Genomic DNA, 14,114 nt, shown 5'->3' with positions numbered 1-14,114 from the left:
ACTGCAGCGCCTGTTGCTAGAGTTCCAGCGACTGCTCTGCGGGCTGGTCCGGGAAGTGCGACCAGAGGAAGTCGGTGGCATTAGTCAGTTCCGCGAGCATCGGAACGACATGGTTCAGGCCAGTCTTCGGCAGCAGAGGCGAAGTCGTGTTTTCGACGTACTCCAGGTCGGTGAAGCCGAGATTCAGCCAGGCATCACGGAGCTTGCGGACCTGGTTGATAGGGATAATGTCATCGTGCTCACCCGAGTAGAGGTACACCGGGGCATTTGGCACGAAGTTGCCGACACGCTGGCGTGCGAGTTCCTTCTGCACCGGATCGTAGCGCTTAATCAGCTCGCTGAGGGATTCCCCGCTAGTCGTGTACTGATCGGTGGTTTCAAACGAGTGATGGAAACCCAAGCCACCCGCGCAGTAGTTGCCTACGTTGTCCAGCAGTTCTTTGCCTTCGGGGCTGATTTCTTCTTTGAGGACTCGGCGCAGCTCCGGATCCTTGTCCAGGACAGAGTTGATTGCCAGTGCGATCGCGGCGGTCAGCGTGGTGCCGTCAATCTGGTCGAGGACGTTTGCGAGATCGGAAGGCGGGCCGCCTGCGGCAGATGCGGCGACGTTGAGCTCCGGAGCATAGACACCTGCGCGCTCAGCGGCTGCGGCAGCTGCGGAGCCGCCCTGGGAGTAGCCATAGATTCCCACGGGTGCCTTCTTGTCCACGCCGAGCTCGTGTGAGGCAGACACGGCATCAAACAGCGACTGTGCCGAGGCAATGTTGTCGACATAGTCCTGGTTGCCCTGGGCATTGCGGTGGTGGTCAATCATCACCACAGTTGCGCCTCGCTTCAGGTTTGCGACCATCGGAATCGTCTCGTATGGGGCAATAATGTCCATCGGGCCGAACTCGATCTTCAACCCGGTCTGTGACGAGACCGAAGGATCGCACTTTTCCGCGCCACCCTGCGTGCCCGGCGCGATTGCCACGACCGGGCGCGGACCACTGCCCTTCCACTCCGTCTTCGGAGTCACCACAATGGCGGTGTCGACACTGGGATTTCCGAGAGAATCTGTGGAGTTGTAGTGAATACGCTTGGCATCTACATTCCACAGCTTGTCGTTCACCATCATCTCGGCATTCTCGCTGCTGACCAGCGTGCCGGCATTTGCCGTGCGCGACGGGGTCAGCGGCAGGGAATTCAGCGGAGAGGCTGCGGCCACGCGTGCCTGTTCCGGGGTCAGCTGCCTGCCTGCACCCTCGCTGTCAGACTCCTCATCGTCCTCCTCGATGCCAAGCAGCCGCTCGACATTCGGATTTGGCACATGCCCGAAGCCAGGCAATTCGCGGCTTGCGCCCACCGACGGCACCTTATCCCCCAGCGCACTATCTGACAGGTCCGGGATGTTTAGCGGCTGTGCGGTTGCCGGGGTAGCCAGACCGATGGTCATAAGACCCGCTAACGCTACCCCGATTCCCGTTCGGATTGTGCGACGGTTTCGTCGTGAAGCAGAGCGTGTCTGTGTCGAGGCACGGCCGGTGCCGACGGTGTCGTGTGCCTCGTGCGTGAGTGCTTCAGCGTCGTGATGTGGCATGAAATCTCCTGAATAACCCCAGATTGAAAACCCAATGAAAACTTCCCTTAATTCAGAGGAAGTTAGGTTATGAAAACAATAAGGTTTTAAAAAGGTAGATCGGTGGATTTTCAGTGAAGAATTTGTATGTTTTTGCGGAGGGGTATGAAAACTCCACTTCAGGATGGTTTCGTTGGGCTGGAAAGGGGCTGGATAATGTGCCCCTGTTTTCGGGGGCTCAGCTCTGTGTGTGTTTGCGTATTCTTGAGAGTATGACTGCATCTGATCAAGGAACCCGCACTCGTCAGGACGGTTGCCCCGGCAGCCGCAAGGTTCATATCGCAGCTGATGGCGCAATTGGTCGTCTGCGCTTCCCCGGAGGCTTTCTCCCCGCGCCGGGCTTCGCCGTACTCGCCGATTTGGCCGAGAATTTCGGCGACGGTGATATTCACTTCACCTCCCGCGGCAATGTTCAGATCCGGGGCATCACCAACACCGGCGCATTCGCCGATGCCGCGGAAGAAGAGAAGCTGGTTCCCTCCACCAGCCACGACCGCGTACGCAACGTTCTTCAGTCGCCGCTGTCCGGTCGCGTCGGCGGTAAAGCTGATGTGCGTGACCTGGTTCAAGAGTTCGACAAGGCTCTCATCGCGGAGCCGTCGCTGGCAACACTGCCAGGTCGCACACTCATGGCTTTCGACGATGGCCGCGGTGACGTGCTCGGTGAGCGCCCCGACTTCGGTGTTGTCGCCCACGATGAGAACACGTTCGAACTCATCATTGGCGGCGCGACCTCGGGGCTTGTCGTCTCGCGTGACGACGTCGTGGAGGCTCTCATCACCACAGCGAAGGTGTGGAATGACAGCCGTGGTTCAGCCTGGCGCATCGCGGAAGCCAATGCGGCCGAGCGCATTGCTGATGCCGTAGTCGAGGAATTGGGCGCGCGAGTTCGTCGCCAGGAGCCGACCCCGGCTGAGAGCTTTGATGCCACCGCCGGGCTGTCCCGCCAGATCGGTTGGATTGACCAGCCGGATGGCCTGGTTAGCCTGGCCGCTGGCCTGCGCTTTGGCGTCCTCCCGGCGCGTCTGGCCCGTGCGATTTCGCATACGCAAGTTCCTGTGCACGTCACTCCGTGGTACTCGCTGATTCTGCACGATTTGGAAGAGGAAGTTGCCGAACAGGTCGTCAAGGTATTGGCGCCCAATGGCCTGATCTTCGACCGGAAGTCCACCTGGCTGCGCGTCAGCGCCTGCACCGGACGCCCCGGCTGCAAAAAGTCTCTGGCTGACACCCGCGGCGATGCTTCTCACGCAATTGCCGATGGCCGACTGCCCGAGGGGCGCGTGCACTTCTCCGGTTGTGAGCGTCGCTGCGGCAAGCCCAAGGGCGGTTACTTCGACTATCTCGCCACCGGAGACGGAGAATACGAAGTCACTGCTGTGGACTAGGCTTTAAGCCTATGAAGCGCTTTGAGTACAACACCGACGGTGCGGATATTTACCGTAACTCGTTTGCCATCATTCGCGAAGAAAGCGATCTTTCCCGCTTCGATGCCGATGAGGAAACCGTCGCTGTCAGAATGATTCACGCAGCAGGTCAGACCGACCTGGCCAAGGACATCGTCTTTTCCACGGGAGCTGTGCGCGCAGCTCGCCAGGCTCTCGAGGAAGGCGCTCCTATCTTCACCGATGTCAACATGATCGCCTCGGGTATTACCCGCAAGCGCTTACCTGCTGACAACGAGGTCATCTGCCTGCTGCGTGATGAGCGCGTCCCCGAGCTGGCTCAAGAACTCGGCACCACGCGCACTGCTGCTGCCGTGGAGCTGTGGAAGCCACGCCTAGAGGGCGCGGTCGTCGCCATCGGCAACGCTCCCACTGCCCTCTTCCACCTGCTCAACCGCATTAATGAGGGCTCCTTCCCCATGCCCGCTGCCATTTTGGCCCTGCCAGTGGGCTTCGTCGGTGCCGCGGAATCAAAGCAGGCCACTATCGACTCCGGTGCCGAAAACCCAGAGCTGAAGTACATCACCGTCACCGGCCGTCGCGGTGGCTCGGCTATCACCTGTGCTGCCCTCAATGCCATTGCCACCGCAAAGGAGATTATCTAAACCATGTCCGGCTCCTACAGTGCTCAGCCTGGTCATCTCTACGGCGTCGGACTCGGTCCCGGCGACGCAGGTCTCATTACACTCCGCGGTGCCGACATCATCCGCACAGCCGATGTCATCGCCTACCATGCAGGAACTCACGGACGTTCCACGGCGCGCTCAATCGCCGCCGAACTGATTGACGCGCGTGACGACGCTGCCGTGGAAGAGCAGTTGCAATACCCGGTGACCACCGGGCGCCCAGTCGACTACCGCGAGCAGCTCGCCGGTTTCTATGCAGAGGCCACTGCTCGCCTGCACAAGCACTTGGCCGAGGGACGAAGTGTTGCAGTTCTTTCGCTCGGTGACCCGATGCTCTATAGCTCGTACCAGCATCTGCATCACGCCCTCAGCGAGGACTTTCCCACTGAGATTGTCCCTGGAGTGGCCAGCATTACTGCGGCGGCAGCAGAGATTGGTCAGCCGCTCGGCGAGGCTACCGAAATCGTCAGCGTTGTTCCCGCCACCGCTGATTCCGAGCGCATCGCTGCGGTTCTTGACGCCTCAGACTGTGTAGTCATTATGAAGCTGGGGAAAAACGTTGAGAAGGTTCGTACAGCGTTGCAGTCCGCAGGCATGCTCGAGCGCGCCTACGTTGTCGAGCGAGCAACCATGAATGAGCACACCAGCTACCCGCTGGCCGATGCAGACCCGGAGAAAGTTCCGTACTTCGCAGTAGCCGTCGTGCCTTCCGCTGTCTACGGAACTGAACGGAGTGTTTCTGGGGCGCCTGAGCCAGCTAATGATGCGGCGAGCGATACAGTCACCGATACGGCGACTGAGTCGGCTGCCCCAGCAGTTGGTGAAGTCGTCGTTGTCGGCCTAGGCCCGGGTGCGGAGCGCTGGACCACCCCAGAAGTCACCGAGGAACTGGCCCGAGCCACGGATCTGGTTGGCTACTCCACCTACATCAACCGGGTTCCTGAGCGCGCCGGGCAACGCCGCCACCTCTCAGACAACCGCGTAGAGGCAGAGCGAGCCACTATGGCGCTGGATATCGCCAAGCGTGGAGGTCGAGTTGCGGTGGTCAGTTCCGGTGACCCGGGGGTCTTCGCCATGGCGGCCGCAGTGCTGGAAGTCGCTGATGACGATATGTGGCGAAACATTCCAGTTCGAGTCGTGCCGGGCATGACTGCTGCTCAGGCTGTCGCAAGTCGAGTGGGTGCTCCCCTTGGCCATGACTTTGCGATGCTCAGTCTCTCCGACAGGTTGAAGCCCTGGGAGGTCGTCGTTAAGCGAGTGCGTGCCGTAGCCGGAGCAGACATGGCATTTGCTGTCTACAACCCGGCATCCAAGTCGCGGAGATGGCAGATTCGAGAGCTACGCGCATTGGCCATGGAGTACCGCGAACCGACAACGCCTGTGATTGTGGCACGGGCAGTTGGCTCGGAGCAGGAAAACGTTACCGTGACCACGTTGGCGGAGTTCGATCCGGATGTCGTCGATATGCGAACCATGGTGATTATCGGTTCGTCGTCGACGAAGGCGTATCGTGTCGGCAAGACCACTCGGGTCTACACCGCACGTCACTACGGTGAGGGCGGCACCAGCGGAACTGGCGAGTTGCTGCGTTAGCCGCTACGCCCGGCGGATGACGGCGTTGTACGCCTCATCCACCGTTGTGGCGACGGTGGCGATATCCGCGCCGGGCAGCTGTGGGCGCTGCACGATAACGACCGGCTTCTTCAGGTCGCGGGCGGCCTCAATCTTGGCGTAGGTAGCAGCACCACCGGAGTTTTTGGTCACTACGCAGTCCACGGCGTAATCCCGCATGAGCTTGCGCTCCGCTGCGACATCGTAAGGCCCACGGCTGAGAATAATCTTCCGATTCTTCGGCAGCGGCGGCGCGGGCTGTTCCACGCAGCGAATGAGGTAACGGCCGTTGGAGTCACCGGCAAATGGAGCAAGCTGCTGACGGCCAATAGTGAGAAACGGGCTGTAGAAACGGTCGGCAACAACGTCCGCGGCCTCCTGCATAGAGGACACCTCAATCCAGTTGTCTCCTGGCTGCTTCTCCCACGCAGGGCGATGCAGCGCAACAAGCGGAATACCGGTGGCGCGGGCAGCTTCAGCAGCAGATTCGCTGATCTGTTCTGCATACGGATGCGTGGCATCGATGATGACTTCAGTGGCATCGGAGATGAGCCACCGAGTCAGTCCTGCGGGACCGCCAAAACCGCCAATGCGGACATTGCCGACGGGCAGCTTCGGGTTAGAAACGCGACCGGCCAGTGAAGAGGTGACAAACCAGCCCTCGCCCACTAAGCGCTTGGCCAGGGCGCGGGCTTCAGCAGTTCCACCCAGAATTAGTGCACGCATGGAATGGTCCGTCCGTGTTCATCGCGTGGACGATCATCGCTGTAGAGGTAGCTATCCGGGAACGCCTCGGCGGTGAGCACCTTGCCGACAATGATGACAGCCGTACGAGTCACACCTGCATCCTTGACCTGCTGCGCGATATCAGACAGCGTGCCGCGGAGAATAACCTGTTCCGGACGGGATGCGAAAGCCACGACTGCCACCGGACCGTGCTCACCATAATGCGGGGTGAGCTCCTCGACCACACGATCGATGTCGTGGGCGGCCAAGTGAATGCACAGAGTTGCGCCCGTGCGGCCGAAGTTCTCCAGGGTCTCGCCCTCCGGCATCTTGGAAGCGCGCCCGGAGATACGAGTCAGCACCACCGACTGGCCAACAGTTGGCACCGTGAGCTCGTGGCCGAGAGCGGCCGCAGCCGCGGAAAATGCCGGCACACCCGGAACGATTTCGTAGTCAATGCCGAGCTCGCTGAGACGACGGACCTGTTCTGCCAGCGCCGACCACACCGACGGGTCGCCGGACTGCAGGCGTGCGACATCCTTGCCCGCCGCATGCGCTGCCTGAATGGTTTCGATGATGGTATCCAGCGGCATTCGCGCGGTGTTGATGATCTCTGCGCCTTCGGGGCAGTGTTCCAGCACCTCAGGCGGGACAATCGATCCCGCGTAAAGGCACACTGGGCAGGAACGAATAAGCCGGTCCGCGCGCAGCGTCAGCAAATCCGCTGCCCCCGGGCCTGCACCGATGAAATACACAGTCATTGTGAGTTACAGAGTCCTCAATATTTTCTAGACAGAGAAATTACGTCTATGGTAGCGCAGGCTCTACTGGCTTCTCCGCCACCCACTGCACCACCGGCAACGTAGGGCGCCACGCAGTGAAACTGCCGACTGCACCTGCGCGCTCCACGGAAATCCGGGTGACATCCCCGCCATAGTCGCGACGCGCCTGCCACAGCAGAGCCTCCGACTCCAGCGTCACGGTGTTTGCGACGATGGTGCCTCCCGGGGCAAGGCGTTGCCAACAGGTTTCAATCATGCCGTCAGCAGTGAGACCTCCGCCGATGAAAATGGCATCGGGGCGAAGATTCGAGTCAGCCAAAACCTCTGGCGCTGCGCCATGGTGGACATTCACATTGCCAGACAGAGTCGCCACATTCTTAGCAATTCGCTCTGCACGAATAGCATCGCACTCGAAAATTTCCGCACGTCCGCCGTGCCGAGCCCACTCAATGCCAATCGACCCCGTGCCACCGCCGACATCCCACAGCAGCGCTCCCGGCCGCGGATCCAACGCAGCGACCGTCATTTGGCGAATCGGCGCCTTCGTCAGCTGGCCATCTGAATCAAAGTCACCGTCGCGCAGCCAGCCGCGCGCGCTTCCCGACGGCTCCACCGCCAGCACCGTGAGGTTGCCAGCTGGAACTGGTGGGTTCGCCACCGTGCCTGCGGCAACGGACTCCGGCAGCCCTGTAGCTTCCGTGCCGCCGAGATTGGTCAGCGCGGTGAGCTTGGTGTCTGGGCGGTCGGCTAAAACCGTAGCGACCTCTTTCACTGAGTCCGCGTTTCGGCACAGCACCAGGAAGGGCCGTAGTGAATCCGCTACCGGTACGACACGCGCGGCACCAGGTAGCCCCGGCTCGCCTGTCACCAGCGAAATCACCGGAGTGTCATGCAAGGGCCAGCCGAGGTAAGCGCAGGCCAACGAGGCTGACGATGGCGCTGGAATAACCTCCACGGCGCCACGGCCGAGCTCCCGGACCAGGGACACGCCGACACCGTGGAACATGGGATCGCCACTGGCGAGGATGACATCGACTGCGGGGTCAATATCTGCCAGGGTGGCCCGCCAATCCTTCCAGAAGCCACCTGGCCAAGGTGAGAGGTCGGCGTCCAGGTTGACGTCGGCAAGCAAATGGAGCTGACGGGGAGAGCCAATGATGCGGCGAGCCGACGACAACGCCTCGACAGCGCGGGCGGATAGGCCAGGGTACCCGTCGCAGCCGATGCCGACGACGCGAAGCTTTGGGCTCATCGGGGCATCTTCCGCCAAATCCAGCGCGGAGTCAGATGTGTGGCGCGTGCGAGCAATGCCAATTTACGCGGCACCCAGACGTGGGGCTTCCGACCGTCGAAAGCAGTGACGGCGGCCTCCGCGACCTCGGCGGGGCGCGAGGACATCGGCGCTGGCTTCATGCCTTCGGTCATGCGGCCGATGACGAAGCCCGGCCGGACAATCGTCAGCTGAATATGGCTCCCGTGCAGGCGGTCCTGCATGCCCTGGAGGAAACCATCGAGACCGGCCTTCGCCGAACCGTAGACGTAGTTGGCGCGGCGCACGCGGGCACCTGCGATAGAGGAAAAGGCCATGATGCGGCCCGCGACCTTATCGCGCACAGGCAGCGTGCCGGAGGCGATGTCGGACTCCATGCGCGCGACAATCTCAGTGAGAATCGATGCCTGTGCTGTGAAGTCGGTATGAATGACTGCCGCAGCAGCCTCGCCGGACTCCTCACACTTCCGTTGATCACCGAGGATACCGAACGCGACAATCACCGTGTCGATGGGACCGTGCTGCCAGGCGTGCTCGACGAACTGGCGGTGTGCCGCGATGTCATCGGCATCAAAGTGGATGCGGTGCACCGCGACGGCACCGGAGTCGATGAGCCGACCGGCAATGCCGTCGAGCGCCTCAGTGCGGCGCGCAGCGAGCGTGAAGGTGTTGTGGTTGGCCAGTCGCGCGGCAACTTCCCCGCCGATCTCGCTGGTGGCACCAAGAACGAGTACGTGTCCCATGCGCTAGAAAATACCTTTCCTCTAAACCTCGATTAGACGGTAATTAAATCGTGCGGACCATTATTGACCGATTCTCCGCCGTCTTCGGTGACAACGATGATGTCTTCCAGCCGCATACCGAACTCACCCGGCAGGTACACACCCGGCTCCACCGAAAACGCCATGCCAGGCTCGAGCTTGAGCTCATTGCCAGCCATAATGAACGGCTCTTCATGCGTGGACAGGCCAATGCCATGACCAGTGCGGTGAATGAAGTACTCGCCGTAGCCCGCAGCGGTGAGGCTATTACGCGCAATCGCATCGATCTCTGCAGCCGTCACACCGGGGCGCACCGCCGCCACGGCAGCTTCCTGCGCCTTGCGCAGAGCCGCCCACGCTGCAGCTTCCTTCTCCCCCGGCTTGCCGACGACATAGGTGCGCGTGCAATCGGAGTGGTAGCCAAGCGGCAAGGTGCCTCCGATATCGACGACCACCACGTCGCCTTCCTCGATGACGCGGTCGGAGAAATCGTGGTGCGGATTCGCACCATTTTCAGCGGAGCCGACAATGACGAAGTCAATGGCGACGTGCCCCTCCTCCAGGATGGCAGCCGAAATCTCATCGGCGACCTCGCGCTCAGTGCGACCTGCGCGCAGCATACCCGGCACACGAGCGTGAACGCGGTCAATAGCGGCGCCGGCCTCGCGCAGCTGATCAATCTCAGCGGCGTCCTTGCGCATGAACAGTTCCTTCAGAAGGTCTCCGGCCAACACAGTCTTAGCTCCGGTGAGATCCTGGATAGGAATCAAGTGGTCAGCGGTCAAAGAGGCTCCCACTGCGAGGGTGCCCACGTGGCCCACCAAGTCGGCGACAATGCGGTGCGGATTCTGGCCGTCTTCCCACAACACCACATCGGCATTGAGGTCACCGATTGCACACAGTGGCAGGTCCCCGCGCTCAACAGCGGGCAGTACCAGCGTGGTGGTGCCGGATGCAGTGACCACCAGCGCGGTCAGGCGTTCATGCGAAGTGACCGCAGAACCAATGAGATACTGCAGGTCAGCGCCGGTTCCAAAGACTGCAGCGTCCGCATCGCGGCTGCGGAGTAGCTCCGCAGTGCGATCCAGACGCTGCTGATAGATGTCAAAGCTAAAGATACCGTTGCTCATAGTTGCCAACTGTACCCGTCGGCCTGTGCCCGTCGCCGGTTGAGTGGCCTCGGGGCGGCGAGGCTTCGGCTGACCAACGTAACCGGCAACTAATTGTTCAGCGCCACTACGCCCCTGCGAATTGCCTGAATAGCCTCGGCGGACTTGTCGCGAATGTCCGTGGAGTAGCCGGTCTTCTTGATCTGCTGCAGCAGGTCAATGACCTGACGGCACCAGCGGACAAAGTCGCCCGGGGTCAGCTCCGCGCCACTCTCGGCGGCGGCTTGCAGGCAGTACCCCAGCGGTGCACCCGCAGTCCACTGATGAATTGCGGTGGCAAAAGCCATATCCGGCAAGTCCGTTACCGGCAGCCGGTAACGGCGCTCGTCCTCCGACAGTTCCTCCCAGATGCGGTAGGTGTTCCCCAGCGCCTTGGCCAGCGGCTCGGTAGGCACCTCGTCACTGCCTTGACTGGCCTTGCGGTTTTCAAAGACCAAACTCGACACCGCACCGGCCAGTTCCGCGGGGTCCAGATCATCCCAAATACCGCGGCGCAGACACGTGGCCACCAGCAAATCCGAGCCGTTGTGAATCTGCGCCAGCCGCAGGCCTTCCTCGGTAATTGTCGGCTCCGCGCTCTCCGGCCATTCCACGTAGTCCATTTGTGTTAGCAACTGCAGCATGCGGTCGAATGTGCGCGCCAATGTATCCGAGGCGGAATCGACGCGCTTTTGCAGCTTGGCCACATGCGCCTCGGCCTGCCGTAGCGTATCGGCGTGACGAGCCATCGTCTCCACCGCAGGATCGCCATGTAGCGGATGCTCGCGCAGCTCCTGTCGCAGCTTCCTCACCGCCGGCGAGTTGCCACCAGTGCGACGCTTCAGCCGCTTTGGTCCCTTTAGCCCCTTGCGGCCAATCTCTGCGCGCACAATTCCGAGCGCACGTCGCGGATGCCGGTCCGCATCCCGAGGCAGCTTAATCGCGCCGACCGTCTGCGGCGCCGCTGGGAAGATATGCGGCTCCACACGCCCCACGAACCCGCCGACACTGATGACACCGGGACGTGGATTTGACTTCGAATGGTCCTCTCGGTACACCACCGCCAGCTGCACCTTCTTACCCTTCGGCAGCGGAATAACCTCGCCTCGACGGAGTCTGCGCAGCGCGGTCACCGTTTCTGTGTGGTGGTCTTCAATATTGCGGCGCTTGGCGTTCTTCTCCTCCTGGGTCAGCTTCGCGCGCAGATCCAGGTATTCAAGCATCTGGGTCAGGCGCTCGTCGTCACGCGAACTGCCTTCCTCGCTTGACGACGACGCTTCAGCCTCCGACCCTTCAGCGTGTGCGTCGGCTCCCCTGCCGAGCAATTCCGCACGCAGGGCCGCGGCTTCCTGCTTGGCCTTGGATAGTTCGGCGGCAACTCCGACGATGTCGCCATCCGCCTGGAACTGGGCGAATGAGCGCTCCATGACGCGCTTCGAGCCGTCGTAACCGAGCGTCTGCAGGAGGTTGACGCTCATGTTGTAGCTCGGCGCGAAGGTGGAAATCAGCGGATATGTGCGCGTAGATGCCAGCCCTGCGACAGCCTTCGGATCCATTGCCGGGGCCCACTGCACCACTGCGTTGCCGACAGTGTCGATACCGCGGCGGCCAGCGCGACCGGTCATCTGCGTGTACTGACCCGGCGTGAGATCCACATGTGCTTCGCCGTTGAACTTGACCAGCTTCTCCAGCACGACCGTGCGGGCAGGCATGTTGATGCCCAGTGCGAGCGTCTCGGTGGCGAAGACGACCTTGACCAGGCCTTCGTTAAAGAGCTCTTCGACAATGTGCCGGAACGCCGGCAGCATGCCCGCGTGGTGTGCCGCAAAACCACGGATGAGAATGCGGCGCCAGCGCAGGAAGCCGAGAACCTGCAGGTCTTCCTTCGGAATGTGCGCAACACCGTCATCGATGATCTTGGCGATGCGCTCCTGCTCATCCCGGTCAGTGAGCTCTGCGCGAGTAGCGCCGACCTGCGCCAGCGCGCCTTCGCAGCCCGCGCGGGAGAAGATGAAAACAATTGCGGGCAGCATGTTCATGGAACCGAGCATGCGGATAACATCGCCGCGCTTCGGCGGGCGGAACTTGCGCTGCCCCTTATCGCCCCAGCTATACGAGCGTCCACCGCCCTTGTGCTTTTTGTACTGGTAGCGCTCCCTGGCCCCAGCGTCGCCGTAGCCGAACTCGGCACGACGGCACGCCTCCAACAGGTCCTGATTGACCTTGTCCGACTTCGCCTCGAAAAGCGGATAGAGCCGGTTTCCCACCAGCATGTGCTGATGCAGCGGAACCGGGCGCAGATCCGTGACAATGACGTCCGTGTGCCCGCGCACCGTGGACAGCCAGCGGCCGAACTCCTCGGAGTTGGACACCGTCGCGGACAAACCGATGACGGCCACGGACTGGTCGAGGTTCAAAATAACCTCTTCCCAGACAGCGCCGCGCTCGCGGTCTGCGAGGTAGTGAATCTCGTCCATCACCACATGCGTGAGCCTCTTCAGCGTCGGCGAGTCCGCATAAATCATGTTGCGCAGCACCTCGGTGGTCATCACCACGATGTCCGCGTCGCCATTAATAGAAGTGTCGCCAGTGAGCAGGCCTACGCGGTCCTCGCCGTAGTCCTCGATTAGGTCGTGGTACTTCTGGTTGCTCAACGCCTTGATAGGTGTGGTGTAAAAGCACTTGCCACCGCGCTCAAGAGCTGCATAAATAGCGAATTCGCCAACAATGGTCTTGCCCGCACCGGTGGGTGCACAGACGACAACGCCCCGCCCTGCCTCAATTGATTGGCAGGCGCGGAGCTGAAAGTCGTCAAGATCGAAATCCTGTTGGCTGACGAAATCGCCGAGAAGAGTCATGCCTCTAGAGTGTCATAAACCGCGCTAGAGAACATCATCAAAGTCGCTCGTCGGACGATTTCGCAAGTCCTGCGTCGGCATCGGAGTCTCCGGAATCATGCCCTGTGGCCGTGGTGGACGCGAATTGCGAGTAGGACGCATCTGGGATGCCCGCGTCGGCGTCGGCGCGTTCACTGGCGTGGGGCCAGAGACCGGAGAGGTCGTCGGGGCCGCTGATGCCGTCGGCATGCCGCCCGGCTGAATCGACGTCGGCGCACTTACTGAAGTCGGGGCGTCGATGCCGCCCACGTCACCGATACCGCCAGTAGAGCCAATTGGACCGGAGGCCGTGATTGGTCCGGAGCCTTGTTCGTCATCCAAATCCAGCCATTCCGGACGCTCATTTGCTTTACGACGGTCATGGAGGCGACAAATCTGGATTGCGACTTCCACCAGCAATGTCAGCGCCGTCGCCATTGCGACCATAGATATTGGTTCCTGACCTGGGGTCATAAAAGCCGCAAAGACAAACAGCGACATGATGATAATGCTGCGTTTGTCCTTGATGCCCTCGTAGGTAATGACGCCCGCCATATTCAACATCACCACGAAGAGTGGAACTTCGAAGCTGACTCCGAAAACCAGAATTAGTGCGAGGACGAAACCGAAGTATTGCGAACCGGTGAGTGCAGAAATCTGCGTTTCTTTACCGATCTGAAGCAAGAACTCCAAACCGAAGGCGACAACGAAGTAAGCCAGGACGGAACCCATGACAAACAGCAGTGCTGCGGCAGTCACAACTCGGCGGGTGGTGCGGCGTTCCTTCCGAACCAAGCCAGGGGTGATGTAGGCCCAAATTTGGTAGAGCCACCATGGCGACGACATCACCAGACCGGCCAACGCGCCGACCTTTAGTCGCAGCATGAACATTTCGAACGGACTGGTCGCCAGCAGACGACACTCCGCACCCTCGCCGCCGCCGAGACGCATCTCGGGTGGAAGCTGACAGTACGGATCCTTGAGCAATTCACCCAGGGACTTAAAGTGCAGCGGACCGACATCGGTCGAGGTAAACGGTATGCGGAACTGGCCAATTGTAAAGGCGGTCTGGTACCAGATGAAGCCCACAACAGTGCCAACGGCGATACCAGCAAGAGAGAGAACGAGACGACGCCGGAGCTCTTGAATGTGCTCGACAATAGTCATCACGCCCTCGGGATTGCGCTTACGTTGGCGCTTCCGAGGACGTGATGTGGATGTAGCTGAAGTCACGCTTCAACCGGCCTTCTA

At 61.1% G+C, this 14,114-nt stretch carries 11 protein-coding genes; 3 read left to right on the top strand and 8 right to left on the bottom strand.

Annotated elements, in window-relative coordinates; all coding sequences use genetic code 11:
* Positions 1-16: 16 nt before the first annotated feature.
* Positions 17-1,579, bottom strand: a complete 1,563-nt coding sequence (locus HMPREF1206_RS07980; RefSeq protein ID WP_016422812.1) for a lipase family protein — start codon at positions 1,577-1,579, stop codon at positions 17-19.
* A 251-nt stretch (positions 1,580-1,830) separates the two neighbouring features.
* On the opposite strand from HMPREF1206_RS07980, the gene cobG reads away from it, so the two are divergent.
* The 3 genes from cobG to cobJ are packed head-to-tail and all read left to right on the top strand — an operon-like array spanning position 1,831 to position 5,282.
* Complete coding sequence (gene cobG / locus HMPREF1206_RS07975) at positions 1,831-3,006, top strand: precorrin-3B synthase (protein ID WP_042388712.1); 1,176 nt, start codon at positions 1,831-1,833, stop codon at positions 3,004-3,006.
* Between the two features lie 11 nt (positions 3,007-3,017).
* Positions 3,018-3,668 carry a precorrin-8X methylmutase gene (locus HMPREF1206_RS07970; protein ID WP_016422810.1) on the top strand — a complete coding sequence of 217 codons (651 nt, stop codon included), beginning with the start codon at positions 3,018-3,020 and terminating at the stop codon, positions 3,666-3,668.
* Between the two features lie 3 nt (positions 3,669-3,671).
* Positions 3,672-5,282: a precorrin-3B C(17)-methyltransferase gene (cobJ, locus tag HMPREF1206_RS07965; RefSeq protein ID WP_016422809.1), complete on the top strand. Its 1,611-nt coding sequence runs from the start codon at positions 3,672-3,674 to the stop codon at positions 5,280-5,282.
* A gap of 3 nt (positions 5,283-5,285) precedes the next feature.
* Here the strand turns inward: cobJ and HMPREF1206_RS07960 are convergent, their stop codons facing one another.
* The 7 genes from HMPREF1206_RS07960 to tatC all read right to left on the bottom strand — a co-directional run bounded on the left by HMPREF1206_RS07960 (position 5,286) and on the right by tatC (position 14,096).
* On the bottom strand, positions 5,286-6,026 hold the full coding sequence (locus tag HMPREF1206_RS07960; protein ID WP_016422808.1) for a cobalt-precorrin-6A reductase: 741 nt from the start codon (positions 6,024-6,026) through the stop codon (positions 5,286-5,288).
* The gene (cobM, locus tag HMPREF1206_RS07955; RefSeq protein ID WP_016422807.1) at positions 6,014-6,787 is read right to left on the bottom strand and encodes a precorrin-4 C(11)-methyltransferase; all 774 of its coding nucleotides are present in this window, start codon (positions 6,785-6,787) and stop codon (positions 6,014-6,016) included. Before cobM ends, HMPREF1206_RS07960 begins: the two co-directional genes overlap by 13 nt.
* Before the next feature lie 46 nt (positions 6,788-6,833).
* The gene (locus HMPREF1206_RS07950; protein ID WP_016422806.1) at positions 6,834-8,060 is read right to left on the bottom strand and encodes a bifunctional cobalt-precorrin-7 (C(5))-methyltransferase/cobalt-precorrin-6B (C(15))-methyltransferase; all 1,227 of its coding nucleotides are present in this window, start codon (positions 8,058-8,060) and stop codon (positions 6,834-6,836) included.
* Positions 8,057-8,821 carry an SDR family NAD(P)-dependent oxidoreductase gene (locus HMPREF1206_RS07945; RefSeq protein WP_016422805.1) on the bottom strand — a complete coding sequence of 255 codons (765 nt, stop codon included), beginning with the start codon at positions 8,819-8,821 and terminating at the stop codon, positions 8,057-8,059. Before HMPREF1206_RS07945 ends, HMPREF1206_RS07950 begins: the two co-directional genes overlap by 4 nt.
* Before the next feature lie 32 nt (positions 8,822-8,853).
* Positions 8,854-9,969 (bottom strand): Xaa-Pro peptidase family protein, encoded by a 1,116-nt coding sequence (locus tag HMPREF1206_RS07940; protein WP_016422804.1) that lies wholly within the window; start codon positions 9,967-9,969, stop codon positions 8,854-8,856.
* 89 nt (positions 9,970-10,058) lie between these two features.
* Positions 10,059-12,845, bottom strand: a complete 2,787-nt coding sequence (locus HMPREF1206_RS07935; RefSeq protein ID WP_016422803.1) for an RNA helicase — start codon at positions 12,843-12,845, stop codon at positions 10,059-10,061.
* 24 nt (positions 12,846-12,869) lie between these two features.
* The gene (tatC, locus tag HMPREF1206_RS07930) at positions 12,870-14,096 is read right to left on the bottom strand and encodes a twin-arginine translocase subunit TatC (protein WP_052317815.1); all 1,227 of its coding nucleotides are present in this window, start codon (positions 14,094-14,096) and stop codon (positions 12,870-12,872) included.
* Positions 14,097-14,114 lie beyond the last annotated feature (18 nt).

It is taken from the genome of Corynebacterium sp. HFH0082 (genome assembly GCF_000411235.1).
In the GTDB taxonomy this organism is placed as follows: Bacteria; Actinomycetota; Actinomycetes; order Mycobacteriales; family Mycobacteriaceae; genus Corynebacterium; species Corynebacterium jeikeium_D.
Note: the sequence above shows the minus strand (reverse complement) of the source record. Positions and strands in the feature narration are given on the sequence as shown.

Bases quoted from the DNA above. Each gene is read 5' to 3' on its own strand.
- HMPREF1206_RS07960 (WP_016422808.1), bottom strand. From the start codon at position 6,026: ATGCGTGCACTAATTCTGGGTGGAACTGCTGAAGCCCGCGCCCTGGCC.
- HMPREF1206_RS07950 (WP_016422806.1), bottom strand. From the start codon at position 8,060: ATGAGCCCAAAGCTTCGCGTCGTCGGCATCGGCTGCGACGGGTACCCT.
- HMPREF1206_RS07935 (WP_016422803.1), bottom strand. From the start codon at position 12,845: ATGACTCTTCTCGGCGATTTCGTCAGCCAACAGGATTTCGATCTTGAC.
- HMPREF1206_RS07970 (WP_016422810.1), top strand. From the start codon at position 3,018: ATGAAGCGCTTTGAGTACAACACCGACGGTGCGGATATTTACCGTAAC.
- HMPREF1206_RS07940 (WP_016422804.1), bottom strand. From the start codon at position 9,969: ATGAGCAACGGTATCTTTAGCTTTGACATCTATCAGCAGCGTCTGGAT.
- HMPREF1206_RS07945 (WP_016422805.1), bottom strand. From the start codon at position 8,821: ATGGGACACGTACTCGTTCTTGGTGCCACCAGCGAGATCGGCGGGGAA.
- HMPREF1206_RS07980 (WP_016422812.1), bottom strand. From the start codon at position 1,579: ATGCCACATCACGACGCTGAAGCACTCACGCACGAGGCACACGACACC.
- cobG (WP_042388712.1), top strand. From the start codon at position 1,831: ATGACTGCATCTGATCAAGGAACCCGCACTCGTCAGGACGGTTGCCCC.
- cobJ (WP_016422809.1), top strand. From the start codon at position 3,672: ATGTCCGGCTCCTACAGTGCTCAGCCTGGTCATCTCTACGGCGTCGGA.
- cobM (WP_016422807.1), bottom strand. From the start codon at position 6,787: ATGACTGTGTATTTCATCGGTGCAGGCCCGGGGGCAGCGGATTTGCTG.